Below are 20,146 nucleotides of genomic sequence, written 5' to 3'. Positions count from 1 at the left end.
TTACATCAAATGCCCACACTTATCGACTGTTAATTGTTAAAGAACTGTATTTGGTACTGCTTTCGCGCTATCGACAAAGCGTTGTGTTTGTCAGCTGCGAAGAAGGAAGAGTATGAAGCGTTTCGGCTAATTCGTCAACCTTCTTTTTTCACCCTGCTTTACTCGGCATTTGCATGCGTCGTTCAGCGAGGGGGCGAATTATAGCCCTGCGCCGCGCGGCCCGCAAGCGCTATTTTCCCGCGCTCACCGCCCAGCAAGCCTTGTCTTCACTTCAAGCGCCTTTTTGTGCAGCCTGTCGCAATCGGCTGGCGTAGTTCGTGGTCTTTAGGCACAGTGGCAATATCAGACTCTGACGCTACTTAACAAGGGGTTAAACTTGCCCGCTGCGTCGATTAAACTCTAGTACTTGAAAGTGCCCCCTCATGCTTCCGATTTCCAGCCTGCCCCAATTGTTGAAAACCATCCTCGCTTGGTTACAACGGGCATTCGACGCGACGACGACCTGGGTCACCCAACTGTCTTGGTGGAAATTCTTCCTGTTCGCTGCGCTGGCTCTGATCGCCGGCTCCATTTTGCAAGATGAGCTGTTCTCGTCCAGCCCGGACGAAGAAGTGGTCATCAAGTCGCATAAACGCAGCAGCAAGGGTTCGGGGGAAACCAATATCCTGATCGACGATACGGGCATCCATTTCAATCCCCGCAGCGGCAAGAACCGGCGCAGCAGCGCGGCCGAGGCGGTCAGCGATCCAGCCGATGCCGCCGAGGCGGACGCAAAAGCCAGTGCCGTGCCGCCGGAACCGCCGCAACCACCAGCAGCCCCCGCCAAGCCCAACTATCCGGTGACCACCAATGCTTCAGGGGAAGAAGTCCATATCGAATTGCCGCCGCAAATCGGCGAAGAGCTGTCGAATGCCATCGAAGAAGCGGTGGATGATGCGGCGGAACAAAAAGTGTCGCGCTACCACCAGCAAGCCTCGACCTGGTTCAAGAGTTTTGTCTCCTTGCTGGTACTGGCCCTGTTCGCCATGAAGGCCCTGGTCGGCGGCAAAAAACGCGCCGAAGCGGAAACCGTCACGGCCAACGAAGCGGCTGAACGGGAATCCATGCAGCGCCAGCTCAGCGAAGCGAAGATGCAGATGATGCAGGCGCAAGTCGAGCCGCACTTCCTGTTCAACACGCTGGCCTCCGTCGAACACCTGATCCAGGTCGATCCGCCGCGCGCAGCCAAGATGCAGCGCAGCCTGATCCAGTATCTGCGCGCCGTGCTGCCGCAAATGCGCGACAACGCCCTGATTACCAACCTGGGCCGTGAAGCGGACATGGTGCAAGCGTACTTGAACCTGCTGAAAATGCGGATGGAAGAACGCCTGACCGTCGACTTCCAGATTCCCGACGGCCTGCGCAGCGCCGCCTTCCCGCCCATGATGCTGCAATCGATGGTGGAAAATGCCATCAAGCACGGCCTGGAAGTCAAACCGGAAGGCGGCACCCTGCGCATCGTGGCCGAAGTGGCGCACAGCAAGCTGCGCGTGACCGTCACCGATGACGGCCTGGGCTTTGGCGTAGTGCCCAGCGATGGTACGGGACTGGGTTTGCCCACCATACGCGAACGCCTGAAGCTGCTGCATGGCGACGAGGGCAGCCTGACCATTACGCCAAATCAACCGTCCGGCGTGTGCGCCGTGATCGAAGTGCCATATCAATTGTCCAAGTAAGACAGAGTAGTTGATAAAAACGCTAAATCATTGAATAATCAATCTTCGCCTGTTCACACTTGAGACCTATGCCTACCGCTATTATTGCCGACGACGAAAGACTGATGCGCGACCAGCTACGCCTGCGCCTGGGCCAGGCCTGGCCTGAACTGGAAATCATCGGCGAAGCCAAGAATGGCGACGAGGCGATCGAACTGGTGGAACAACTCAAACCCGATTTTGCCTTCCTCGATATCCGCATGCCGGGCAAGACGGGCATGGAGGCAGCGCAAGCAATAGGCAGCAAGACGCATATCGTCTTCGTCACTGCCTATGACAGTCACGCCGTCGAAGCCTTCGAGCGGGGCGCCGTCGACTACGTGCTCAAGCCGCCCGAGCATGAGCGTCTGCTGGTGACGGTGGAGCGCCTGAAAACGCACTTGAACAAGCCGGCTCTGGACGTCAACAGCAGCGTCACGGCCATGCTGTCGCAACTGGCGGAAAAAATCACGGCCAAGCCCACCTACCTGCAATGGATACAGGCCAGCATCGGCCAGGACTTGCGCATGATCCCCGTGGAAGAGATCCTGTTCTTCCGTTCTGACGAGAAATACACTTGCGTGCAGACGGCCAAGTATGAAGCGCTGATCCGCAAGCCCGTGCGCGACCTGGCCGAAGAGCTCGACCCTTCGCTGTTCTGGCAAATCCACCGCGCCACCCTGGTCAACGTGAATGCCATCGAAGGCGTGACGCGCGACATCCGCGGCCGTCACCTGGTACTCATCAAAGGCAAATCCGACAAGCTCGAAGTGAGCCGCAGCTTCCTGCACCTGTTCAAGCAAATGTAAGACTCCGCCGCCGCCCGGCCCAGGCCGGTGCGGCGCCTTGATCTCTTCCTTTCCCCTTCCTGCGCCACATCAAGCCGCGCCGCACCAGCAGGCATAGGCTAGATAAAGTCCAACTCTCCATCGCTGTCCTGTCTGCCTTCGTACACGTTCGCAAGGAGAAGCCCCATGCCCGACCGAGGCAGTCCTGCACTGCTGCGCATCTTGCCGCTGGGTATGGCGGCTGCGCTTTTGCTGTGCCTGTTTCCGCCACTGAAAGCCCGCCGGCAGCAGCAGGCGCGCGGACAAGCCATCATCGACAGCGCCAGCGACGCCATCATCAGCATCGACAGCCGGCAAATCATCCTGCATGCAAACGCGGCAGCGGCCAGATTGTTCGACGACACGCCGGCCGGCATGCGCGGCATGCGCCTGGGTCACTACATCCTGCGCGACTTGCGCACCCTCGGCGGCCTGGGCCAGCACGATGGCGAGCCGCCGTTTGGCGATATCAGCCAGGAACTGCGCCTGACGGGCCGGCGCGCCACCGATTACACCTTGACGGGACGGCGCAGCGATGGCGTCATGTTTCCCCTCGAAGGATCGCTCTCGGCCATGCAGGAAGACGGCCACAGCGTCTTTACCATCATCGTGCGCGACATTACGGCGCGTCAGCAGATGCATGAACAACTGGCCCGCTCCTTTTCGCAATTGCGTGAATTGTCGAGCGCGCTGCAAACCATCCGCGAAGAAGAACGCAAGCATATCGCGCGCGAACTGCATGATGACCTGGGGCAATTGCTGGCCACCTTGCGCGTCGACCTGACCCTGGTGCGCCAGCACACGGACACCACCGCGCCCCTGCAAGCCCTGCTGCACAGCATGGACGGCTTGCTGGTGACGGCCATTACCTCGCTGCGGCGCATCGCCAGCAACCTGCGCCCGCGCGCGCTCGATGAAGGGGGATTGTATTTTGCGCTGCAAAAACTGCGCCACGACTTCCTGCTGCGCCGCGCCATCCATTTCGACTTGCTGGCCGACGAGGCTGACCTCGTGCTCGACGACGCGCGCAGCACGGCCATCTACCGCATCGTGCAGGAAGCACTGACGAATATCGCGCGCCATGCCGAAGCGAACCACATCACCATCGCCCTGCACCGCATCGATTCCTCGCTGGCCATCACCATCCAGGATGACGGCCGCGGCATTGCCGAACACGACCTGGAAAAAGCCACGGCACTAGGGCTGCTGGGCATGCGCGAGCGGGTCTGGGGCTTGAACGGCAGCATCCATATCGGCGCCGATAGCGAGCTTGGCGGCACACGCATCGACATCTCGCTGCCCATGAATGCCGAGGCGGCATCCGCGGCGATGCAATAAAAAAGGCGCCCGCAGGCGCCTTTGCTTCGTCACATCGAATGATGCTTAGAATTTGTGTGCCAGACCGATCTGGTACGAAGTCAGCGACTTGACGCGCTCGCGGCCAGCGTAAGCGTACACGTCGGTGCGCTTCGACAGGTGGTAGTCGTAACCGACGCCGAATTCCTTGATGGTGTCCTGATCCTTGAACTTGTTGTTGCTTTGCTCTTGCTTGCCATACGACACTTTGGCATCGCCGCCGCCCACCGTGTAGTTCAGGCCGATCAAGTAGGACTTGAATTCGCCAGTCGTCGCAACCTTGGTGTCGCCTTTCGAGTAGGCGGCCGTGATCTTGGCCGGGCCGAATTTATAGCCGCCACCGATGGACCACAGGTCAGGCTTGGCCGCCGTTGCCGTTGCTTGCACGGCTTTTTCGTAGCCGGCGTGCAGGCTGATCGGGCCATTGTCGTAGGTTGCCAGGCCGATCACACCCGCGTCAGCGCTGTTGACTTCGCTCAGCACGTATTGCAGGCTGCCCACGAAACCTTCAAAGCTTGGGCTGTTGTAGGTGACGGCGTTGTTGACGCGCGACGAGCCGACGCCCGAACGCAGCAGGGTTTCATTGTTCTTGCCGACCACGCCGTAGGTGTTGAATGGGTCGACGCGGGCGATGGTGCCATCGACCAGATTCTTGGTGCGGCCCAGGATGGCGGTACCGAAAGCGCCTTTCAAGCCCACGTACGCTTGACGGTCGAACAACACGCCTTTTTGCGCACCGGTGTCGGCCAGGAATTCACTTTCCAGGTTGAAAATTGCGGACAGGCCGCCACCCAGATCTTCCGTACCCTTGAAACCGAGGCGCGACGCATTGTTTTCGCGTTGTACCGTCGGCTGGCCAGTGGTCTTGGCAATACCGAGGTCAACCAGGCCGTACACGGTGACGTTCGATTGTGCTTGTGCCGTAGCTGCTGCGAAGGTGCCGATGATCAATGCTGCCAGAGTAATTTTTTTCACTTGAGATTCTCTACATTAGGTTGGACAAGAATGGTGCTGCTTAGCTGCTGAACCGAATCATGCCCACGAAATACTTCAACAATATGACATCGACAAGATGTTGTTTTTTGGAACAACATCTTGTCAGATAAAAACAACAGGCGAAAAAAAACCGCCCGGAGGCGGTTCATGCGGCGGCAAGGCCTATTTACCGTAGGTCGGATTAGCGGGGCAAGGCCACGCGTAATCCGACTAGCACCTTCGGCAACGCCTGTCGGATTGCGCCCTACGGGCTAATCCGACCTACCGCTACCATATAGACAGATCAGCCTTACTTCAGACGGCAGCTCAACAGCCAGTAGTATTCCAGGCGCTTCATGCGGATTTCGCGGGCCGAGTGGGCAAACTTCTTGCGCAGGTGGCTATCCGATGGGAAATTCTTCAGCACTTCATAGCGCTCGCCCGCCTCCGTCGTGCGGAACTGGTGCGTATTGCCCTCCAGGTCGGTGCGCGCGATCACGGTGCTGCTGCCATCGACATACGAGTTGTCGATCAGCACCAGCAGGATATCCTTGCCCAGTTTCGTGCGCAATTGCTTCAGGTATTTGTCCTGGTCTTCGCGCTTGACGTGCGACCACCAGAAGCCCGCGAACACGGCCGTGAACTTGCCCAGCATGTCGTCGGGCAAGTTGAAGGCATCGAGCTTGGCGAAGGTGACGTTGTCGGGCAAGCCGCGTGCCTGGGCCAGCGCCAGCATTTCATCGTTGATATCGGTGGCCAGTACGGACTCGGCCGACTCGGCGACCACTTCCGTCCAGTAGCCGGTGCCGCAAGCCAGTTCCAGCACGGTGTGGCCTTCCAGCACGTCGGCGACCTTGTCGCGCAACACTTCCAGGTCTTCCTGGCGTTCGGGCTTGTCATAGACGCGCTCGTACTGCTGCGCGATGGTGGCGTAATATTTGGCAAGCTGATCGGTAATCATTGTTTCTTCTCTTCTTAAATAATCTTGGCCAGGCACCTCGCCCGGCCGACTTCATGCATTGTTATAGTTCGTAGTGCTCTTTATCACCGCTCATCGCCTGCTCGATGAGCTTGCGGTTCAAGGTCGGCGTCAGCAACTCGATAAAGGTATAAATATAGCTGCGCAAATACGCGCCCTGCTTGACGGCCACGCGCGACACATTCATGCCGAACAGGTGCCCGACAGGGATGGCGCGCAAGCCTTTGTCGCGCTCGGCATCGAAGGCCATACCCGCTATGATACCAATCCCCATGCCCAACTCGACATAAGTCTTGATCACGTCCGCGTCGATGGCTTCGAGCAAGATGTCCGGCTTCAGGCCGCGCAGCACGAAAGCATGGTCGATCTTGTTGCGTCCGGCGAACGCGCTATCATAGGTAATCAGGGGGAAGGCGGCGATTTCTTCCAGGGTCACGGACTTCGATTTGAGCAGCGGATGGTCGACGGGCACCACCACCACGTGTTCCCATTGATAGCATGGCAAGGTGATCAGGCCATCGATGGCGGCGATCGATTCCGTGGCGATGGCGAGATCCGCCTGGTCGCGCTGCACCATCTCGGCGATCTGGCGCGGATTTCCTTGCAGTAAAGACAATCGCACCTTGGGGAACTTCAGCATGAAGGCTTGCACCACCTTGGGCAAGGTGTAGCGCGCCTGTGTATGCGTAGTGGCAATGGTAAAGCTGCCGCTGTCCTGCGCCGCGAATTCCTTGCCGATGCGCTTCATGCTGTCGATTTCCTGCATAATCAGCTCGACGGACTCCAGCACCAGGCGGCCCGGCTCCGTCAGGCCGCGGATGCGCTTGCCGTGGCGCGTAAAAATATCCACGCCCAGCTCTTCCTCCAGCTCGATGATGGCTTTCGATACGCCCGGTTGCGACGTGAACAAGGCCTTGGCGGCGTCCGTCAGGTTGTAGTTCTGCCGGACCGCTTCGCGCACGAAGCGCAGTTGATGGAGATTCATTGCTGGTTTGCCCTAGATTGCCGTGATTTGCCGAGTTTCCGCCCCACCCATGATTTTGCATGCATGCATATACGCATATCGCATATAAGCAAATGCGTACTTAGTAGTTTGGAATAAACACTAAGTTTATTACTATTGCGAGTACTTTGGGGGTGCAAGCATGACTTTGTCTTATATAGTCTCAGGATTTGCCGTAGGATTACTCGTAGGAATGACCGGCGTGGGCGGCGGCTCGCTGATGACGCCGCTGTTAACCCTGCTGTTTGGCGTACCGCCTTCCGTGGCGGTGGGTACCGACCTGGCCTTCGCCTCGATCACCAAGAGCGCCGGCACCCTGACGCACCGCCTACGCGGCACCATCCGCTGGGATATCGTCAAGCGCCTGTGCATCGGCGCCCTGCCCGCCGCCGTCATCGCGACCCTGGCGCTCAAATCGTTCGGCACCCTGTCGCCGCAAATCGGCCAGATCATCCGTTACTCGATCGCCGGCTCCGTGCTGCTGACCGTCGTGGCACTCATTTTCAAGGGCCGCATGCTGGCCTGGATCAATGCCCACCCTGAGAAACAATTACAAGGCAACAAGCTTGCCGCCGCGACCATCATCGCCGGCGCCGTGCTGGGCGTGCTGGTGACGGTGTCGTCGATCGGCGCCGGCGCCATCGGCGCGACCTTGCTGGTGATGCTGTATCCACGCATGAGCTCGGCCGAAGTGGCGGGCACCGACATCGCCTACGCCGTGCCCCTGACGGCCATCGCCGCGCTGGGCCACTGGTGGCTCGGCTCCATCCACTGGGAATTGCTGGCCTCCTTGCTGGTCGGCTCCCTGCCCGGCATCACGCTCGGCTCCTGGGTCGCGCGATCCGTGCCGGAACAGTTTTTACGAGTGCTGCTGGCGATGACCTTGACCGGCGTGGCAGTGAAGCTAATCTATTAATGACCGAACAAGTGACAAGAGCAGTATCAAGAACATCATCCCAGGCAGTCTTCCAGCACCCCGGCTTTTTTAGGAATTGATATGTACCATTACGATCAGTACGACCACCTCATCATCAAAGAACGCATCGCCCAGTACCGAGACCAGGTTGCGCGCCGTATCGCCAATGAACTGACGGAAGAGGAATTCATTCCGCTGCGCCTGCAAAACGGCCTGTACATGCAACGCCACGCCTACATGCTGCGCATCGCCGTGCCGTACGGCTTGCTGTCGTCCAAGCAGATGCGCATGTTCGCGCACATCGCGCGCAAGTATGACCGCGGCTATGGCCACTTCACCACGCGCCAGAACATCCAGTTCAACTGGATTGAGCTGGAACAGACGCCAGATATCCTGACGGACCTCGCTTCCGTGGAAATGCACGCGATCCAGACGTCCGGCAACTGTATCCGTAATACAACATCGGACCCGTTTGCGGGCGTCGCCGCCGATGAAATCATCGATCCGCGCCCGTACGCGGAAGTATTGCGCCAGTGGAGCACCTTCCACCCCGAGTTCATCGCCCTGCCCCGGAAATTCAAGGTCGCCATCAATGGCGCCGAGGAAGACCGCGCCGCCATCGCCGTGCACGACATCGGCTTGACGGCCGTGCGCAACGCCGCTGGCGAAGTGGGCTTCAAGGTGATGGCCGGCGGCGGCATGGGCCGCACGCCGATCCTGGGCAGTGTCGTGCGCGACTTCCTGCCATGGCAGCATTTGCTGACGTACATCCAGGCCATCATGCGCGTGTACAACCTGCACGGCCGCCGCGACAACAAATACAAGGCGCGCATCAAGATTTTGCTGAAAGCCATCGGCGTGGAAGAATTCACGCGCCAGGTGGAAGCGGAGTGGGTCGATTTGAAGGATGGTCCGGAAACCTTGACGGCCGAGGAAATGCAGCGCGTGGCGGACTTCTTCAATCCGCCCGCCTACCTTGCCCTGCCGGAACTCGACTACAAGGCCGAACATGCGGACAACAAGGCGTATGTGAACTGGCTGGCGCGCAACGTCAAGCCGCACCAGCGTCCTGGCTACGTGGCCGTGGTACTGTCCCTGAAGAAAACGGGCGTGCCGCCAGGCGACGCGACGGCCGAGCAGATCGACTTCGTGGCCGATCTGGCCGACCGCTACAGCTTTGGCGAACTGCGCGTGACGCATGAACAAAACCTGGTGCTGGCCGACGTGGAACAGTCGAAACTGTTCGCACTGTGGCAGGAAGCCAAGGCGCACGGCCTGGCCACGCCGAACATCGGTTTGCTGACGGACATGATCTGCTGCCCGGGCGGCGATTTCTGCTCGCTGGCGAACGCCAAGTCGCTGCCGATCGCGGCCGCCATCGCGGAACGCTTCGACAGCATCGACTTCCAGCACGACATCGGCGAGATCGAACTGAATATTTCCGGCTGCATCAATGCCTGCGGCCACCATCACGTGGGCAGCATCGGCATCCTCGGCGTCGACAAGGATGGCAGCGAATGGTATCAAGTGTCGATCGGCGGCGCGCAAGGCAACAACGCGGCCATCGGCAAGATCATCGGACCATCGTTCTCTTCCCTGCAGATGCCTGAAGTCATCGGCCGCCTGCTGCACGTCTACGTGCGCGACCGCCATGAAGGCGAGCGCTTCGTCGATACGGCCCAACGCCTGGGCCTGGCGCCGTTCAAGGAACACGTATATGCAACGCCGATCACGGTCGGCAACCTGGTGGGAGAAGACGAATATGTTTGAAGTACGCGAAGAAATCATCAAGAACGCCGCCGTGGTGCCGAATACCTGGGGCTTGCTGCGCCTCGATGAGACCGACACGCCGGAAACGGTCGTCGTGCCTGCGGGCAAGGTCATCGTGCCCCTGCCCGTGTGGCAAGCCCAGCGCGATACCCTGCTGGCGCGCCTGCCCGACATCGGCGTGTGGCTGGCCAGCGACGAACGGCCGGAAGACCTGGCGGCCGACGTGGCGCAACTGCCCGTCATCGGCGTGGACTTTCCGAAATTCACGGATGGCCGCGGCTATTCCATCGCGTTCAATTTGCGCGCCCGCCTGGGTTTCCAGGGTGAATTGCGCGCCATCGGCGACGTGCTGCGCGACCAGCTGTTTTCCATGCACCGCGTCGGCTTCGATGCGTATGCGACGCGTCCGGACCGCAGCATCCATGACGCCCTGAAAGGTTTGTCCGTCTTTTCGGAAACCTACCAGGCGTCGTGGGACCAGAAATCGCCGCTGTTCCGCCGCCACCACCGCGAAGGCCAGAATCCTGACCTCGACAACGCGGCCGGCATCTGAGGACCCATCATGAGCGATCTGACTTCTTTGATTCACGCCACCGAGCAAACGCTGACACGCATCGCCGCGGATTTTTCGCCGGCCGTGTTCGCGTCCAGCCTGGCAGCCGAAGACATGGTGCTGACCGACATGATTCTCAAGGCAAAGCTGCCGATCGGCATCTTTTCCCTGGAAACAGGCCGGCTGCACCAGGAAACCCTGGCCGTGCTCGACAAGGTGAAAACCCGCTACGGCCACGACATCACCCTGTACCGCCCGCAGCCGGAGCTTGTCGCTGCCTACGTGGAACAGAACGGCCTCAACGCCTTTTATAACAGCGTCGAGATGCGCCGCGAATGCTGCCGTATCCGCAAGGTCGAACCGCTGGGCCGCGCCCTGGCCGGCAACAAGGCCTGGGTCACGGGACAGCGCCGCGCCCAGTCCACCACGCGCGCAGAATTGCACGTGCAGGAAGACGACGCGGCACACGCGATGACGAAATTCAATCCGCTGGCCGACTGGTCCGAGCAGGATGTGTGGGACTATATCCGCGCGAACGACGTGCCGTACAACGCGCTGCACGACCAGGGCTACCCGTCCATCGGCTGCGAACCGTGCACGCGTGCCGTGCAGCCGGGCGAAGACGTGCGCGCCGGGCGTTGGTGGTGGGAAAATCCGGATTCCAAGGAATGCGGCCTGCACATGGTGGACGGCAAACTGATACGCATCAAATCCGTGGCAGCCTGAACAGACACACAGAACAAGAAAGCATCCAATATGAGCAATATTTTGAACCAGCGTCACCTCGACAGCCTTGAATCGGAAGCCATCCACATCATGCGCGAAGTGGCGGCCGAATCGGCCAATCCCGCCCTGCTGTTTTCCGGTGGCAAGGATTCCGTCGTCCTGCTGCGTTTGGCCGAGAAAGCCTTCCGCCCGGGAAAGTTCCCGTTTCCCCTCGTGCATATCGACACGGGCCATAACTTCCCGGAAGTCATCACTTTCCGCGACAAAAAAGTGGCGGAGCTGGGCGAGCGCCTGATCGTCGGCTCCGTGGAAGACTCGATCCAGCGCGGCACCGTGCGCCTGCGCAACCCGGCCACGGATTCGCGCAATGCGGCCCAAGCCGTGACCTTGCTGGAAACCATCGCCGAACATGGCTTTGACGCCTGCATCGGCGGCGCGCGCCGCGATGAAGAGAAGGCCCGCGCCAAGGAACGCATTTTTTCCTTCCGCGACGAATTTGGCGCCTGGGACCCGAAAGCCCAGCGCCCCGAGCTGTGGGACCTGTATAACACGCGCGTGCATCCCGGTGAAAACATGCGCGTCTTCCCCATCTCGAACTGGACGGAGCTGGACGTGTGGCAATACATCGCCCGCGAGAAACTGGAATTGCCACCGATCTACTTCGCGCACGAGCGCCAGGTGATCCCGCGCAACGGCCTGCTGGTGCCGCTGACGGATCTGACACCGCCGCGCGACGGCGAAACGGTGGAAACGCAAGTCGTGCGCTTCCGCACGGTGGGCGATATCTCGTGCACCTGCCCCGTGTCGTCCGACGCGGCGACGGTGGACGCCATCATCGCCGAGACGGCAATCACGCAAATCACGGAACGTGGCGCCACCCGCATGGATGACCAGACTTCCGAAGCCTCGATGGAAAAACGCAAGAAAGCAGGGTATTTCTAATGAACGCAGCAATCTCCAGCACCACTCTCACCGACAGCGTTGAACGCGGCATGTTGCGCTTTATTACAGCCGGTTCCGTCGATGACGGCAAGAGCACCCTGATCGGCCGTTTGCTGTTCGACAGCAAGGGCATCTTCGCCGACCAGCTCGACGCCATGTCGCGCTCCAAGCACAAGCGCACGGTGGGCGACACGGTCGACCTGTCCTTGCTGACGGACGGCCTGGAAGCGGAACGCGAGCAAGGCATCACCATCGACGTGGCCTACCGCTACTTTGCCACGCCGAAACGCAAATTCATCATCGCCGACACGCCGGGCCATGAACAGTACACGCGCAACATGGTCACGGGGGCGTCCACGGCCGACGCCGTCATCATCCTGATCGACGTGTCGAAAGTCAAACTCGGTGACGACGGCAGTGTGGAATTGTTGATCCAGACCAAACGTCATTCGACGATTGCCCATTTGCTGCAGATCGAGCACGTGGTCGTGGCCGTCAACAAGATGGACCTGGTCGATTATGATGAAACGGTGTACAACCGCATCGTCGCCGCCTACCGCGAATTTGCCCAGTCGCTGGGCCTGAAGGACATCACGCCGATTCCATTGTCCGCCTTGACGGGCGACAATGTCGTCGAGCGCGGCGACAAGCTGGGCTGGTACACGGGCCCGACCCTGATCGAGCTGCTCGAATCGCTGTCCGTCTACGACGAATCGCACGACACGCCATTCCGCTTCCCCGTGCAGCTGGTGGCGCGCCACAACGGCCACGAAGCGAACGACTTCCGCGGCTACATGGGCCGCATCGAGGCGGGCAAGGTCAGCATCGGCGACACCCTGGTGGTGCAGCCATCGGGCCAGACGGCGACAGTGAAAGACATCGTCACCCTCGACGGTTCGCTGCCGACGGCCGTGGTGGGCCAGTCCGTGACCCTGCTGCTCAATGAATATCTGGACATTTCGCGTGGCGACTTGCTGGCCAGCAGCGAGCGCCCCGCCACCTTGCTGAAACAGGTAGTGGCCGACGTGTGCTGGCTGTCGGAAGACGCGCTGGACCTGCGCCGCAAGTACTGGATCAAGCACGGCACCAGGCAAACGGCGGCCAAGGTGACGGCGATCGAATCGATTCTCGACATCAATACGCAGCAGCGCTATCCTGCCGAAGGCTTGAAGCTCAACGACATCGCCCGCATCAGCCTGAACGTGCAGCAGGCGCTGGCGGCCGATGCGTATGCCGATATCCGCGCCACGGGGGCATTCATCCTGATCGATGAAGTCACCCACCAGACCGTCGCGGCGGGCATGGTTCGGCTGTAACCCGTATCTCGACTGAAGAAGGCTAGCATGAACAACTCCGCATCTCTCCCCGGCAAGGTCTACCTGATCGGCGCAGGCCCCGGCGCGCAAGACCTGATGACCTTGCGCGGCGCCCGCCTGCTGGCGCAGGCCGACGTCGTGCTGCACGACGCACTGGTCACCGAAGAGATGCTGGAGCTGTGCCCGCAGGCGCAAAAAATCCTGGTCGGCAAGCGCTGCGGCCAGTTGTCGACGGCACAAGCCTTTATTAACAAGCAACTGGTCGACAACGCGCGCAAGCACGCCATCGTCGTGCGCCTGAAAGGGGGCGATCCCATGCTGTTCGGCCGTGCCGACGAGGAATTGCGGGCGCTGGAAGAAGCGGGCATCGCCGTCGAAGTGGTTCCCGGCATTACCACGGCACTGGCGGCGGCGGCCGCAACACAGCAGCCGCTGACCAAGCGGGGCGTGTCGCGCAGCGTGGCCTTTTTCACATCCAGCACGGCGCCGGGCGAACCGGACCAGACGCGCATTCCCGACTGCGATACCCTGGTGCAATACATGGGTGGCCGCGAAGCCATTGCCACGGCGCAGCGCTTGCTGGCCCAGGGCCGCCGTGCCGACACCCCGGTGGTGGTGATTGAAAACTGCAGCCGCCCGGACCAGCGCATCGTGCGCCTGACGCTGAGCGCCCTGGCGCACGGCTTGGGCGACACCCACGGCCCCGTGCTGGTGATGCTGGGCGACGCCATGGCCGCGCGCACGCACCAGGCCATCGAAGAAACGGCCGCCATTCTGGCGCGCCATGCTTGAATAAACACAGCGTATTTTACCGACTTTAAAGTCAGTAACCGACGTCTTCCGGGGAAACATGATACGATGCTCACGCATCTTTTCTCGAGAAGTTGTTGCGTGATAGCAATAAATTCACGCTTCGCCCCGCCATAGCGCTTGCCGTGCGGTATCCCGGCTGACCCTCCCCGAAAAAAGCTGCGCCCGCAGGCTGCAATACCGCGCCGCGCAACTTTAGCCTTACGACCACACATGAATTTCACCTCCATGCGCGAAGCCCTGACTTCGCTCAGCCGCAGCAATGTCGGCGTCGCCAGCGCCGTGCTGCTCAGCATGCTCGCCTCCATCGCCCTGTGGACGGTCTTCCCGAATATCGACGATGAAAACCACTTATTGGAATGGCTGCAGGCGCTGTTCCTGGCCCTGGCTTGCACCGTGCACGGCGTGCGCGCCTGGCAAGAGACTGACCGCCAGTCCCTGCGCTTCCTCATGCATGCGGGCCTGTGCGCGCTGCTGTTCGGCTTCCTGCTGCGCGAACTCGATATCGACCAGTTCGGCACGGCGCCCGCCTGGGCGCAGCTGGAAAAAGCCCTGCGTCTGGTGGAGTTGCTGATCCTGATACGCTTGCTGATCTTCTTCGCGCCGCGCGCGCGCAAGGTGTTTGCCCATGCGCCGCAGATTTTCAGCATGCGCATCACCATCCTGACGGCCATCGGCGGCTTGCTGATGGTCGCTGGCTGGCCTTTCGACAAGAAGGTCTTTCATGGCATGCCGGACGCCTACGCGCTGCTGGGCGAAGAAGTGCTCGAATTGGGCGCCTATTTGCTGCTGTTCCTCGCTTCGCTGTCCGACAGCACGGCCGCCGCCCGCATCAGCCTGGCGCCGAAGAAGAAAGCGGCTTAAGCAACTTCAAACGATGACGGCAGCGGCAGCAGCCGCTGCAAGGTAGCGGCCACGCGCAGCAGGCGCGGGTCGTCGTCCCCGGCCTCGTCGCAGGTATCGTTGATGCAGAAAAACGGCAAGCTGCCGAAACGCGCCGCCAGTTCCTCAAGCTGCTGCGGCGCCTGCGCATCGCCGCTGGCGATATGCAGCGGGTCGAGCATGCGCGAGCGCGCGATCCCCTGATGCACCATCCAGCGCGGCACCAGGTCGGGCAGCAATGCCGGCACCTGCCACGAGCGGAACACCGTCTCGCGCACAGCGGCAAACATGGCCGGCGCCAGCCCTTCCAGCGCATGCAGCGCGCTTTTCAGCATGGGCCGCGGCGCATGCGCATACAAGCGCGGTTCATGCAGGTAAGCGGGGTACTGCGCCGACAGCCATTGCCGCGACAAGGTCGCGCAATTGACGGGCGCCGCCACGTCGGCGCGCAAGCCCGGCACATCATCGTGCAGCGCGCTCTCCGTGAAAACACTCAAACGCCGGTCCCCTTCTCCGCCAAACCAGAATGCAGGCTCGAACGGCGCGCCGAAAAATACGTCGTCGTTCAGATACAGGAAGCGTTCGGACAATCCCGGAATATGGTGCAGGTACGATTCGATATGACCGGAGTCGAACACCGGCAGAGAGGCATCGGGCATCAGGCTCGCATGGTGGATCACCGTCAGGCGCTTTGATGCGCGCAGCCAGTGGGGCACTTGCCGGTCCGTCAGCAGATAGATGTGGCCATGGCCGGGAAAGAAGCGCTCGAGCGCGCGCAGGTTGTAGCGCAGTTCGCCGTTGTCGCGGTAGCGCCCCGCCACGTTGCCGTGCAGGGCCAGCTGGCCGGGATGCGCCTGCGCCCAAACGGCATAGGCGTGTCGCCGGCGCGCGCGCCAAGCGGGATCGGCGCCGTCTACCCACAGGTAGACGATGTCGATGCCGCTCAAGGCAAAGGGCTGGAACCTGGCGCCGCCACGCAGTAATCGGCGATGGCGGCGAGCACGCTGGCGTTCTCGCCCACCGCCTCGACCACCTTCAGACGCAGTGCCGGATGCTGCTGGCGCAGTTCTTCCAGCAGCAACGGCAAGTCGCGCAGCACATGCCCGCCCTGCCCCAGGAACACGGGTACCACGGTGACGTCGAGGATGGCGCCGGCGGGCAGCTCGGCCAGCAGGCTCGCCACCAGCTCGGGCAGGCGTGGCGTCATCAGTTCCAGGAAGGCCAGGTGCACGCTGGCGCCGGGCATGCGCGCCTGGGTCAGGTCGCGCAGCCGCTCGAAGGGGGCGGCCCACGATGCGGCGCGCGCGCCATGGGCAAACAAGATCAATGCCTGTTTCACGTTCGTCTCCATCAGTGCCGCTCCACCCACCACAGGGCGCCCAGCGCCAGCAGCAGATACAGGGCGCTCGGCGCCACCGCCGTCAGGAAGGCCGGCCAGGTGCTGAGCAAGCCAAGATGCGAGAACAGGGTGTTGACCAGCATGAAGCTCACGCCGATCATGATGCCGATGAAGATCTTCAGGCTGATGCCGCCGCTGCGCGTATGCATGTAGGCGAACGGCAGCGCCAGCGCCATCAGCACGAAGATGGCCAGCGGATCGATCAGCTTTTTCCAGAAAGCGATGCGGAAACGCTCGGTTTCCTGCTTGTTCTCGGCCAGGTGGCGCGTGTACACGGCCAGTTCGCTGGCCGACATGCGCTCGGGGTCGGACGCCGACACCGTCAGGATCTTCGGCGTCACTTCCGACGTCATGTCCTTGCTGGCGCTCTGCACCGTGCGCACCAGACTCGTTTCCTGCCCATAGTAGTTCGCCAGCTTTGGCTCGAAGCCGGGCGAGGTGGCCGCGCTGTTCGAGAACGAGGTTTCCGTCACATCGGTCAGACGCCAGATATTATTGCCCTGATACGTCGCGCCTTTGGCCACGGTCAGGGTGCGCAAACGCATATCGGTGTCGAATTCATACAGCTTGACGTTTTTCAGCTGGCCGTCCGCACGCGCTTCGCCCACATTGAAAAAGCGCGAGCCGGTGACGGTACCCGTCAGGCCGTCGCTCTTGACCATGTCCTTGGTCCACAGGCCCGAGCGAAACTCGCTCGACACGGCCGCGCCGCGCGAGGTCAGCTTGAGGCGTTCGGCCAGCGGCTCCGTGCGCGGCGTGATCACCTCGCCGAAGATGAAGGTGATGACGACGAAGACGATACCGATGCGGAACAGAAAACCGGCGGCCATCGCCGTCGACATGCTCGATGCGCGCATGATGGTAAATTCGGAACTGGCGGCAAACTGCGCCATCGTGTAGATGGTGCCGATCAGCGCCGCGATCGGCATCACCTCGTACACGTGCCCCGGCACCAGCACCAGCACATACAGGAAGGCATACTGGATGGTGTAGCCGTTGCGGCCCACCTTGGGCAACTCGCCCGTCAGGTCGATGAAGGCTTGCAAAGCCAGAAAGGCCAGCAGCACGAACAGCACCGCCTGGAATATCGAGACCGCAAAATAGCGCTGTAAAATCTTCATTTCGATACCGCTTTACTTGGTTTGCCGGCGCGGCGCGCGCGCTTGAAAGCCGCCAGCAGGACCAGCGGATGATAGCGGTGATTCACATTCAGGCGCCACGCAAACAGCGCAACCACGGCCAGCGCCGCCAGCAGGTGCAGCGGCCACCAGGCCAGACCGAAGGTCAGGCGCCCCTGTTTCACGCTCGCTTCGACGACCTTGATCAGATTGCTGTAGGTGAAGAAAATCAGCAGGGCGATGATCAGGTTGGCCGAACTGCCGGCACGCGGATTGACAAAGCCCAGCGGAATGGCCAGCAGGATCAGCATCAGGCCGATCAGCGGCGCACTGACCCGCCACAGCAACTCGGCCATGGTGTAGGGATTCGGATCGGCGACCAGGGCCATGGTGCTCATGGCGCGCACGCCCAGTTCCGCGCCCAGTTCCTGCTGCTTGCTCTCGATGCGCATGATGTACTGCTCGAATTCCATGGTCTGGAAGTCCGCCTGTGTCGGCACGCCCTGGTAGCGGCGGCCGCTCTTGAGCACCAGGAAGCGTTCGCCCTTGGCGTCGGTATTGATCACGCCTTCCTTCGCGACGACGACGACGGCGCTGCCTTTTTCATCGACGGTATTGACGAAGACGTTCTGCACCACGTTCTTTTCGCCGCTGGCGCCCTCGACGAAAAAGATGCGGTTGCTGCCGGCCGATTCGCGGAACTGGCCCGGCGTGACTTTCTGCAGGTCTTCGCGCTTTTCAAAGCGCGCCACATATTCATCGCTTTTCTTTTGCGCCCACGGCGTGGCATACAAACTCAGGACGCCGGTGGCCAGCACCAGCGGTAGGCCGAAGCTGAGCACGGGCCAGATCCAGCGCGACAGGCTCAGGCCCGAGGCGAACCACACCACCATCTCCGACTCCTTGTAGCTGCGCGTGACGACCATCAGCACCGAAATGAATCCGGTGAGGATGATGATGGTGGGCAGCTGCATCAGGGCGGAAAAGACCATCAGGGACATGACGTCGGCCGACGCGATCTTGCCGCCCGCCGCCTTGCCGAGAATACCGATCAGCATCCAGGTGAGCAGGATGCTGAACAAAACAGTGAAGGTGGCCCCGGCGGCACTAGCCAATTCACGTCGAAGGGCGCGTTGAAAGATCATTCGGAGTTTATAATTCGGGTCAGTTAGTTGAGTAACACGTTACTAGTAAATGAAAACGGAGAACCAAATGGACTTTAGCATAAAAGCATTCGATACCAAGAGCACCCTCGGCACGGCCAAAAGCGGATGCATCGCGGTTGCGGTATTCGAAAACAAAAAACTGTCGCCAGCGGCAAAATCGCTGGACAGCAAGGGTGCGATTTCGGCTGCGCTGAAGTCCGGCGACATCAGCGGCAAGCCTGGCAGCACCTTGCTGCTGCGCGCAGTCGATGGCGTCGCCGCCGAACGTGTTCTGCTGGTAGGCATGGGCAGCGATGACACTGTCAGCGAAAAAAGCTTCACGACCGGCGTACAAGCCGCGCTGAAGGCCTTCGGCTCGCTGGGCGCTGCGGACGCCATTATCGCATTACCGCTGGCTGAAGTGAAAGAGCGCGACGTAAATTGGGCAATCCGTTGCGTGGTGCAAGCAGCACATGACAGCGAATACCGCTGCGACTCGCAAAAAAGCAAAAAAGATCCAGCGCCGGCAGGCGTGCGCAAGATCGTCCTGGCAGCGCCAGCAACGGCAGCCACGCGCGGCGCGCTGGCACAAGCCATCGCCATCGCCAACGGTTCCGACCTGACGCGCAAGCTGGGCGACCTGCCGGCGAACATCGCCAATCCGACCTACCTGGCCAGCACGGCCAAGCAGCTGGCCAAGGATTACAAGTTCGAAGTCGAAGTACTGGACCGCAAACAGCTCGAAGCGCTGAAAATGGGCAGCTTCCTGTCCGTCACCAACGGCAGCGAGCAGCCGCCGAAATTCATCGTCCTGAAACACATGGGCGGCAAGGCCAAGGATGCGCCGGTGGTCCTGGTCGGCAAGGGCATCACCTTCGACACGGGCGGCATTTCGATCAAGGCCGGTCCCGGCATGGATGAAATGAAGTACGACATGTGCGGCGCCGCCTCGGTACTGGGCACCTTCCGCGCCATCGGCGAAATGAACCTGAAGCTGAACGTCATCGGCGTCATCGCCGCATGCGAAAACATGCCGTCGGGCCGCGCCACCAAGCCGGGCGACATCGTCACCTCCATGAACGGCCTGACCATCGAAGTGCTGAACACGGACGCCGAAGGCCGTCTGGTGCTGTGCGACGCGCTGACCTATGCCGAACGCTTCAAGCCGGCAGCCGTGGTCGATATCGCCACCCTGACGGGCGCTTGCGTCGTCGCCCTGGGCCACCACAACAGCGGCCTGTTTACGCGCAGCGATGCGGCGCATGACCAGCTGGCCAATGAACTGCTGGCAGCGGGCAAGCAATCGAGCGACACGGCATGGCGCATGCCGATCGAAGAGGCGTACAACGAACAGCTGAAGTCGAACTTCGCCGACCTGGCCAACATCGGCACGCCAGGCGGCGGCTCGGTGACGGCAGCGGCCTTCCTGGAAAACTTCACCAAGAAGTACACCTGGGCGCATCTGGACATCGCCGGCACGGCATGGAAATCGGGCGGATCGAAGGGCGCGACCGGCCGTCCAGTACCACTGCTCACCACGTTCCTGATCAACCGGGTATAACGCCAGACCAAACCTACTGCGCGGGGCTATTGGCGGCCGGCGATGCTCGCTGTACATAAAGTACAGCTGCGCTTCTCGGCCACCACTAGCTCCCGCTCGCTACGGTTTTGTCAGGCGTCGTTACGCAAGAAGACA

General features: G+C 61.1%; 18 protein-coding genes and 1 pseudogene. 12 read left to right on the top strand and 7 right to left on the bottom strand.

The genetic code is table 11. From position 1 onward, the window contains the following. Window positions 1-422: 422 nt before the first annotated feature. From JAB8_RS15605 to JAB8_RS15595, 3 genes are all read left to right on the top strand, one after another. Window positions 423-1,715, top strand: a complete 1,293-nt coding sequence (locus JAB8_RS15605) for a histidine kinase (protein ID WP_070290529.1) — start codon at window positions 423-425, stop codon at window positions 1,713-1,715. A gap of 68 nt (window positions 1,716-1,783) precedes the next feature. Then, window positions 1,784-2,542: a LytTR family DNA-binding domain-containing protein gene (locus tag JAB8_RS15600; protein ID WP_070290528.1), complete on the top strand. Its 759-nt coding sequence runs from the start codon at window positions 1,784-1,786 to the stop codon at window positions 2,540-2,542. A 165-nt stretch (window positions 2,543-2,707) separates the two neighbouring features. Continuing rightward, the gene (locus JAB8_RS15595; RefSeq protein WP_070290527.1) at window positions 2,708-3,898 is read left to right on the top strand and encodes a PAS domain-containing sensor histidine kinase; all 1,191 of its coding nucleotides are present in this window, start codon (window positions 2,708-2,710) and stop codon (window positions 3,896-3,898) included. Window positions 3,899-3,943: 45 nt separating this feature from the next. Here JAB8_RS15595 and JAB8_RS15590 read toward each other — a convergent pair whose 3' ends face one another. The 3 genes from JAB8_RS15590 to JAB8_RS15580 form a co-directional block, all read right to left on the bottom strand. Beyond that, window positions 3,944-4,891, bottom strand: a complete 948-nt coding sequence (locus tag JAB8_RS15590) for a porin (RefSeq protein ID WP_046682561.1) — start codon at window positions 4,889-4,891, stop codon at window positions 3,944-3,946. 310 nt (window positions 4,892-5,201) lie between these two features. Next, window positions 5,202-5,852, bottom strand: coding sequence for a class I SAM-dependent methyltransferase (locus JAB8_RS15585; RefSeq protein ID WP_070219464.1), 651 nt, complete (start codon window positions 5,850-5,852; stop codon window positions 5,202-5,204). Window positions 5,853-5,913: 61 nt separating this feature from the next. Next, the gene (locus JAB8_RS15580; protein WP_034751505.1) at window positions 5,914-6,855 is read right to left on the bottom strand and encodes a CysB family HTH-type transcriptional regulator; all 942 of its coding nucleotides are present in this window, start codon (window positions 6,853-6,855) and stop codon (window positions 5,914-5,916) included. A gap of 160 nt (window positions 6,856-7,015) precedes the next feature. Here JAB8_RS15580 and JAB8_RS15575 point away from each other — a divergent pair, with 160 nt between their 5' ends. The 8 genes and pseudogenes from JAB8_RS15575 to JAB8_RS15540 all read left to right on the top strand — a co-directional run bounded on the left by JAB8_RS15575 (window position 7,016) and on the right by JAB8_RS15540 (window position 14,770). Next, complete coding sequence (locus JAB8_RS15575) at window positions 7,016-7,789, top strand: sulfite exporter TauE/SafE family protein (protein WP_070219465.1); 774 nt, start codon at window positions 7,016-7,018, stop codon at window positions 7,787-7,789. 81 nt (window positions 7,790-7,870) lie between these two features. Then, window positions 7,871-9,559 (top strand): nitrite/sulfite reductase, encoded by a 1,689-nt coding sequence (locus JAB8_RS15570; RefSeq protein WP_070290526.1) that lies wholly within the window; start codon window positions 7,871-7,873, stop codon window positions 9,557-9,559. Continuing rightward, window positions 9,552-10,112, top strand: coding sequence for a DUF934 domain-containing protein (locus JAB8_RS15565; RefSeq protein ID WP_070290525.1), 561 nt, complete (start codon window positions 9,552-9,554; stop codon window positions 10,110-10,112). The genes JAB8_RS15570 and JAB8_RS15565 overlap by 8 nt, the downstream gene beginning before the upstream one ends. A gap of 9 nt (window positions 10,113-10,121) precedes the next feature. Continuing rightward, window positions 10,122-10,838, top strand: coding sequence for a phosphoadenylyl-sulfate reductase (locus JAB8_RS15560; RefSeq protein ID WP_070290524.1), 717 nt, complete (start codon window positions 10,122-10,124; stop codon window positions 10,836-10,838). Between the two features lie 27 nt (window positions 10,839-10,865). Further along, window positions 10,866-11,780: pseudogene (gene cysD / locus JAB8_RS15555) on the top strand (sulfate adenylyltransferase subunit CysD); the annotation flags it as partial. After that, window positions 11,780-13,096, top strand: a complete 1,317-nt coding sequence (locus tag JAB8_RS15550; protein ID WP_070290523.1) for a GTP-binding protein — start codon at window positions 11,780-11,782, stop codon at window positions 13,094-13,096. The pseudogene cysD and the gene JAB8_RS15550, both read left to right, overlap by 1 nt. Window positions 13,097-13,123: 27 nt before the next feature. Next, window positions 13,124-13,888 carry a uroporphyrinogen-III C-methyltransferase gene (gene cobA, locus JAB8_RS15545; RefSeq protein WP_070290522.1) on the top strand — a complete coding sequence of 255 codons (765 nt, stop codon included), beginning with the start codon at window positions 13,124-13,126 and terminating at the stop codon, window positions 13,886-13,888. A gap of 231 nt (window positions 13,889-14,119) precedes the next feature. Next, on the top strand, window positions 14,120-14,770 hold the full coding sequence (locus JAB8_RS15540; protein ID WP_139143061.1) for a hypothetical protein: 651 nt from the start codon (window positions 14,120-14,122) through the stop codon (window positions 14,768-14,770). Here the strand turns inward: JAB8_RS15540 and JAB8_RS15535 are convergent. Genes JAB8_RS15535 through lptF form a run of 4 tightly spaced genes read right to left on the bottom strand, consistent with a single transcriptional unit; the run spans window position 14,767 to window position 18,450 of the window. Beyond that, the gene (locus tag JAB8_RS15535) at window positions 14,767-15,735 is read right to left on the bottom strand and encodes a Stealth CR1 domain-containing protein (RefSeq protein WP_070290520.1); all 969 of its coding nucleotides are present in this window, start codon (window positions 15,733-15,735) and stop codon (window positions 14,767-14,769) included. The two genes, JAB8_RS15540 and JAB8_RS15535, sit on opposite strands and share 4 nt — an antisense overlap. Next, entirely contained in the window at window positions 15,732-16,139 is a 408-nt protein-coding gene (locus JAB8_RS15530) for a CbiX/SirB N-terminal domain-containing protein (protein WP_070219474.1), read from the bottom strand. The genes JAB8_RS15535 and JAB8_RS15530 overlap by 4 nt, the downstream gene beginning before the upstream one ends. Next, a complete protein-coding gene (lptG, locus tag JAB8_RS15525) occupies window positions 16,139-17,308 on the bottom strand; it encodes an LPS export ABC transporter permease LptG (RefSeq protein WP_070219475.1) in 1,170 nt (389 codons plus the stop codon). The genes JAB8_RS15530 and lptG overlap by 1 nt, the downstream gene beginning before the upstream one ends. After that, window positions 17,305-18,450 carry an LPS export ABC transporter permease LptF gene (lptF, locus tag JAB8_RS15520; RefSeq protein ID WP_070219476.1) on the bottom strand — a complete coding sequence of 382 codons (1,146 nt, stop codon included), beginning with the start codon at window positions 18,448-18,450 and terminating at the stop codon, window positions 17,305-17,307. Before lptF ends, lptG begins: the two co-directional genes overlap by 4 nt. Before the next feature lie 67 nt (window positions 18,451-18,517). Between lptF and JAB8_RS15515 the strand changes: the two genes are divergently transcribed. Beyond that, window positions 18,518-20,011: a leucyl aminopeptidase gene (locus JAB8_RS15515; RefSeq protein WP_070290519.1), complete on the top strand. Its 1,494-nt coding sequence runs from the start codon at window positions 18,518-18,520 to the stop codon at window positions 20,009-20,011. Window positions 20,012-20,146 lie beyond the last annotated feature (135 nt).

This window comes from Janthinobacterium sp. HH106 (assembly GCF_001758725.1).
In the GTDB taxonomy this organism is placed as follows: Bacteria; Pseudomonadota; Gammaproteobacteria; order Burkholderiales; family Burkholderiaceae_D; genus Janthinobacterium.
The sequence above is the reverse complement of the archived record's forward strand: the minus strand, read 5'-3'. Positions and strand labels throughout refer to the sequence as shown.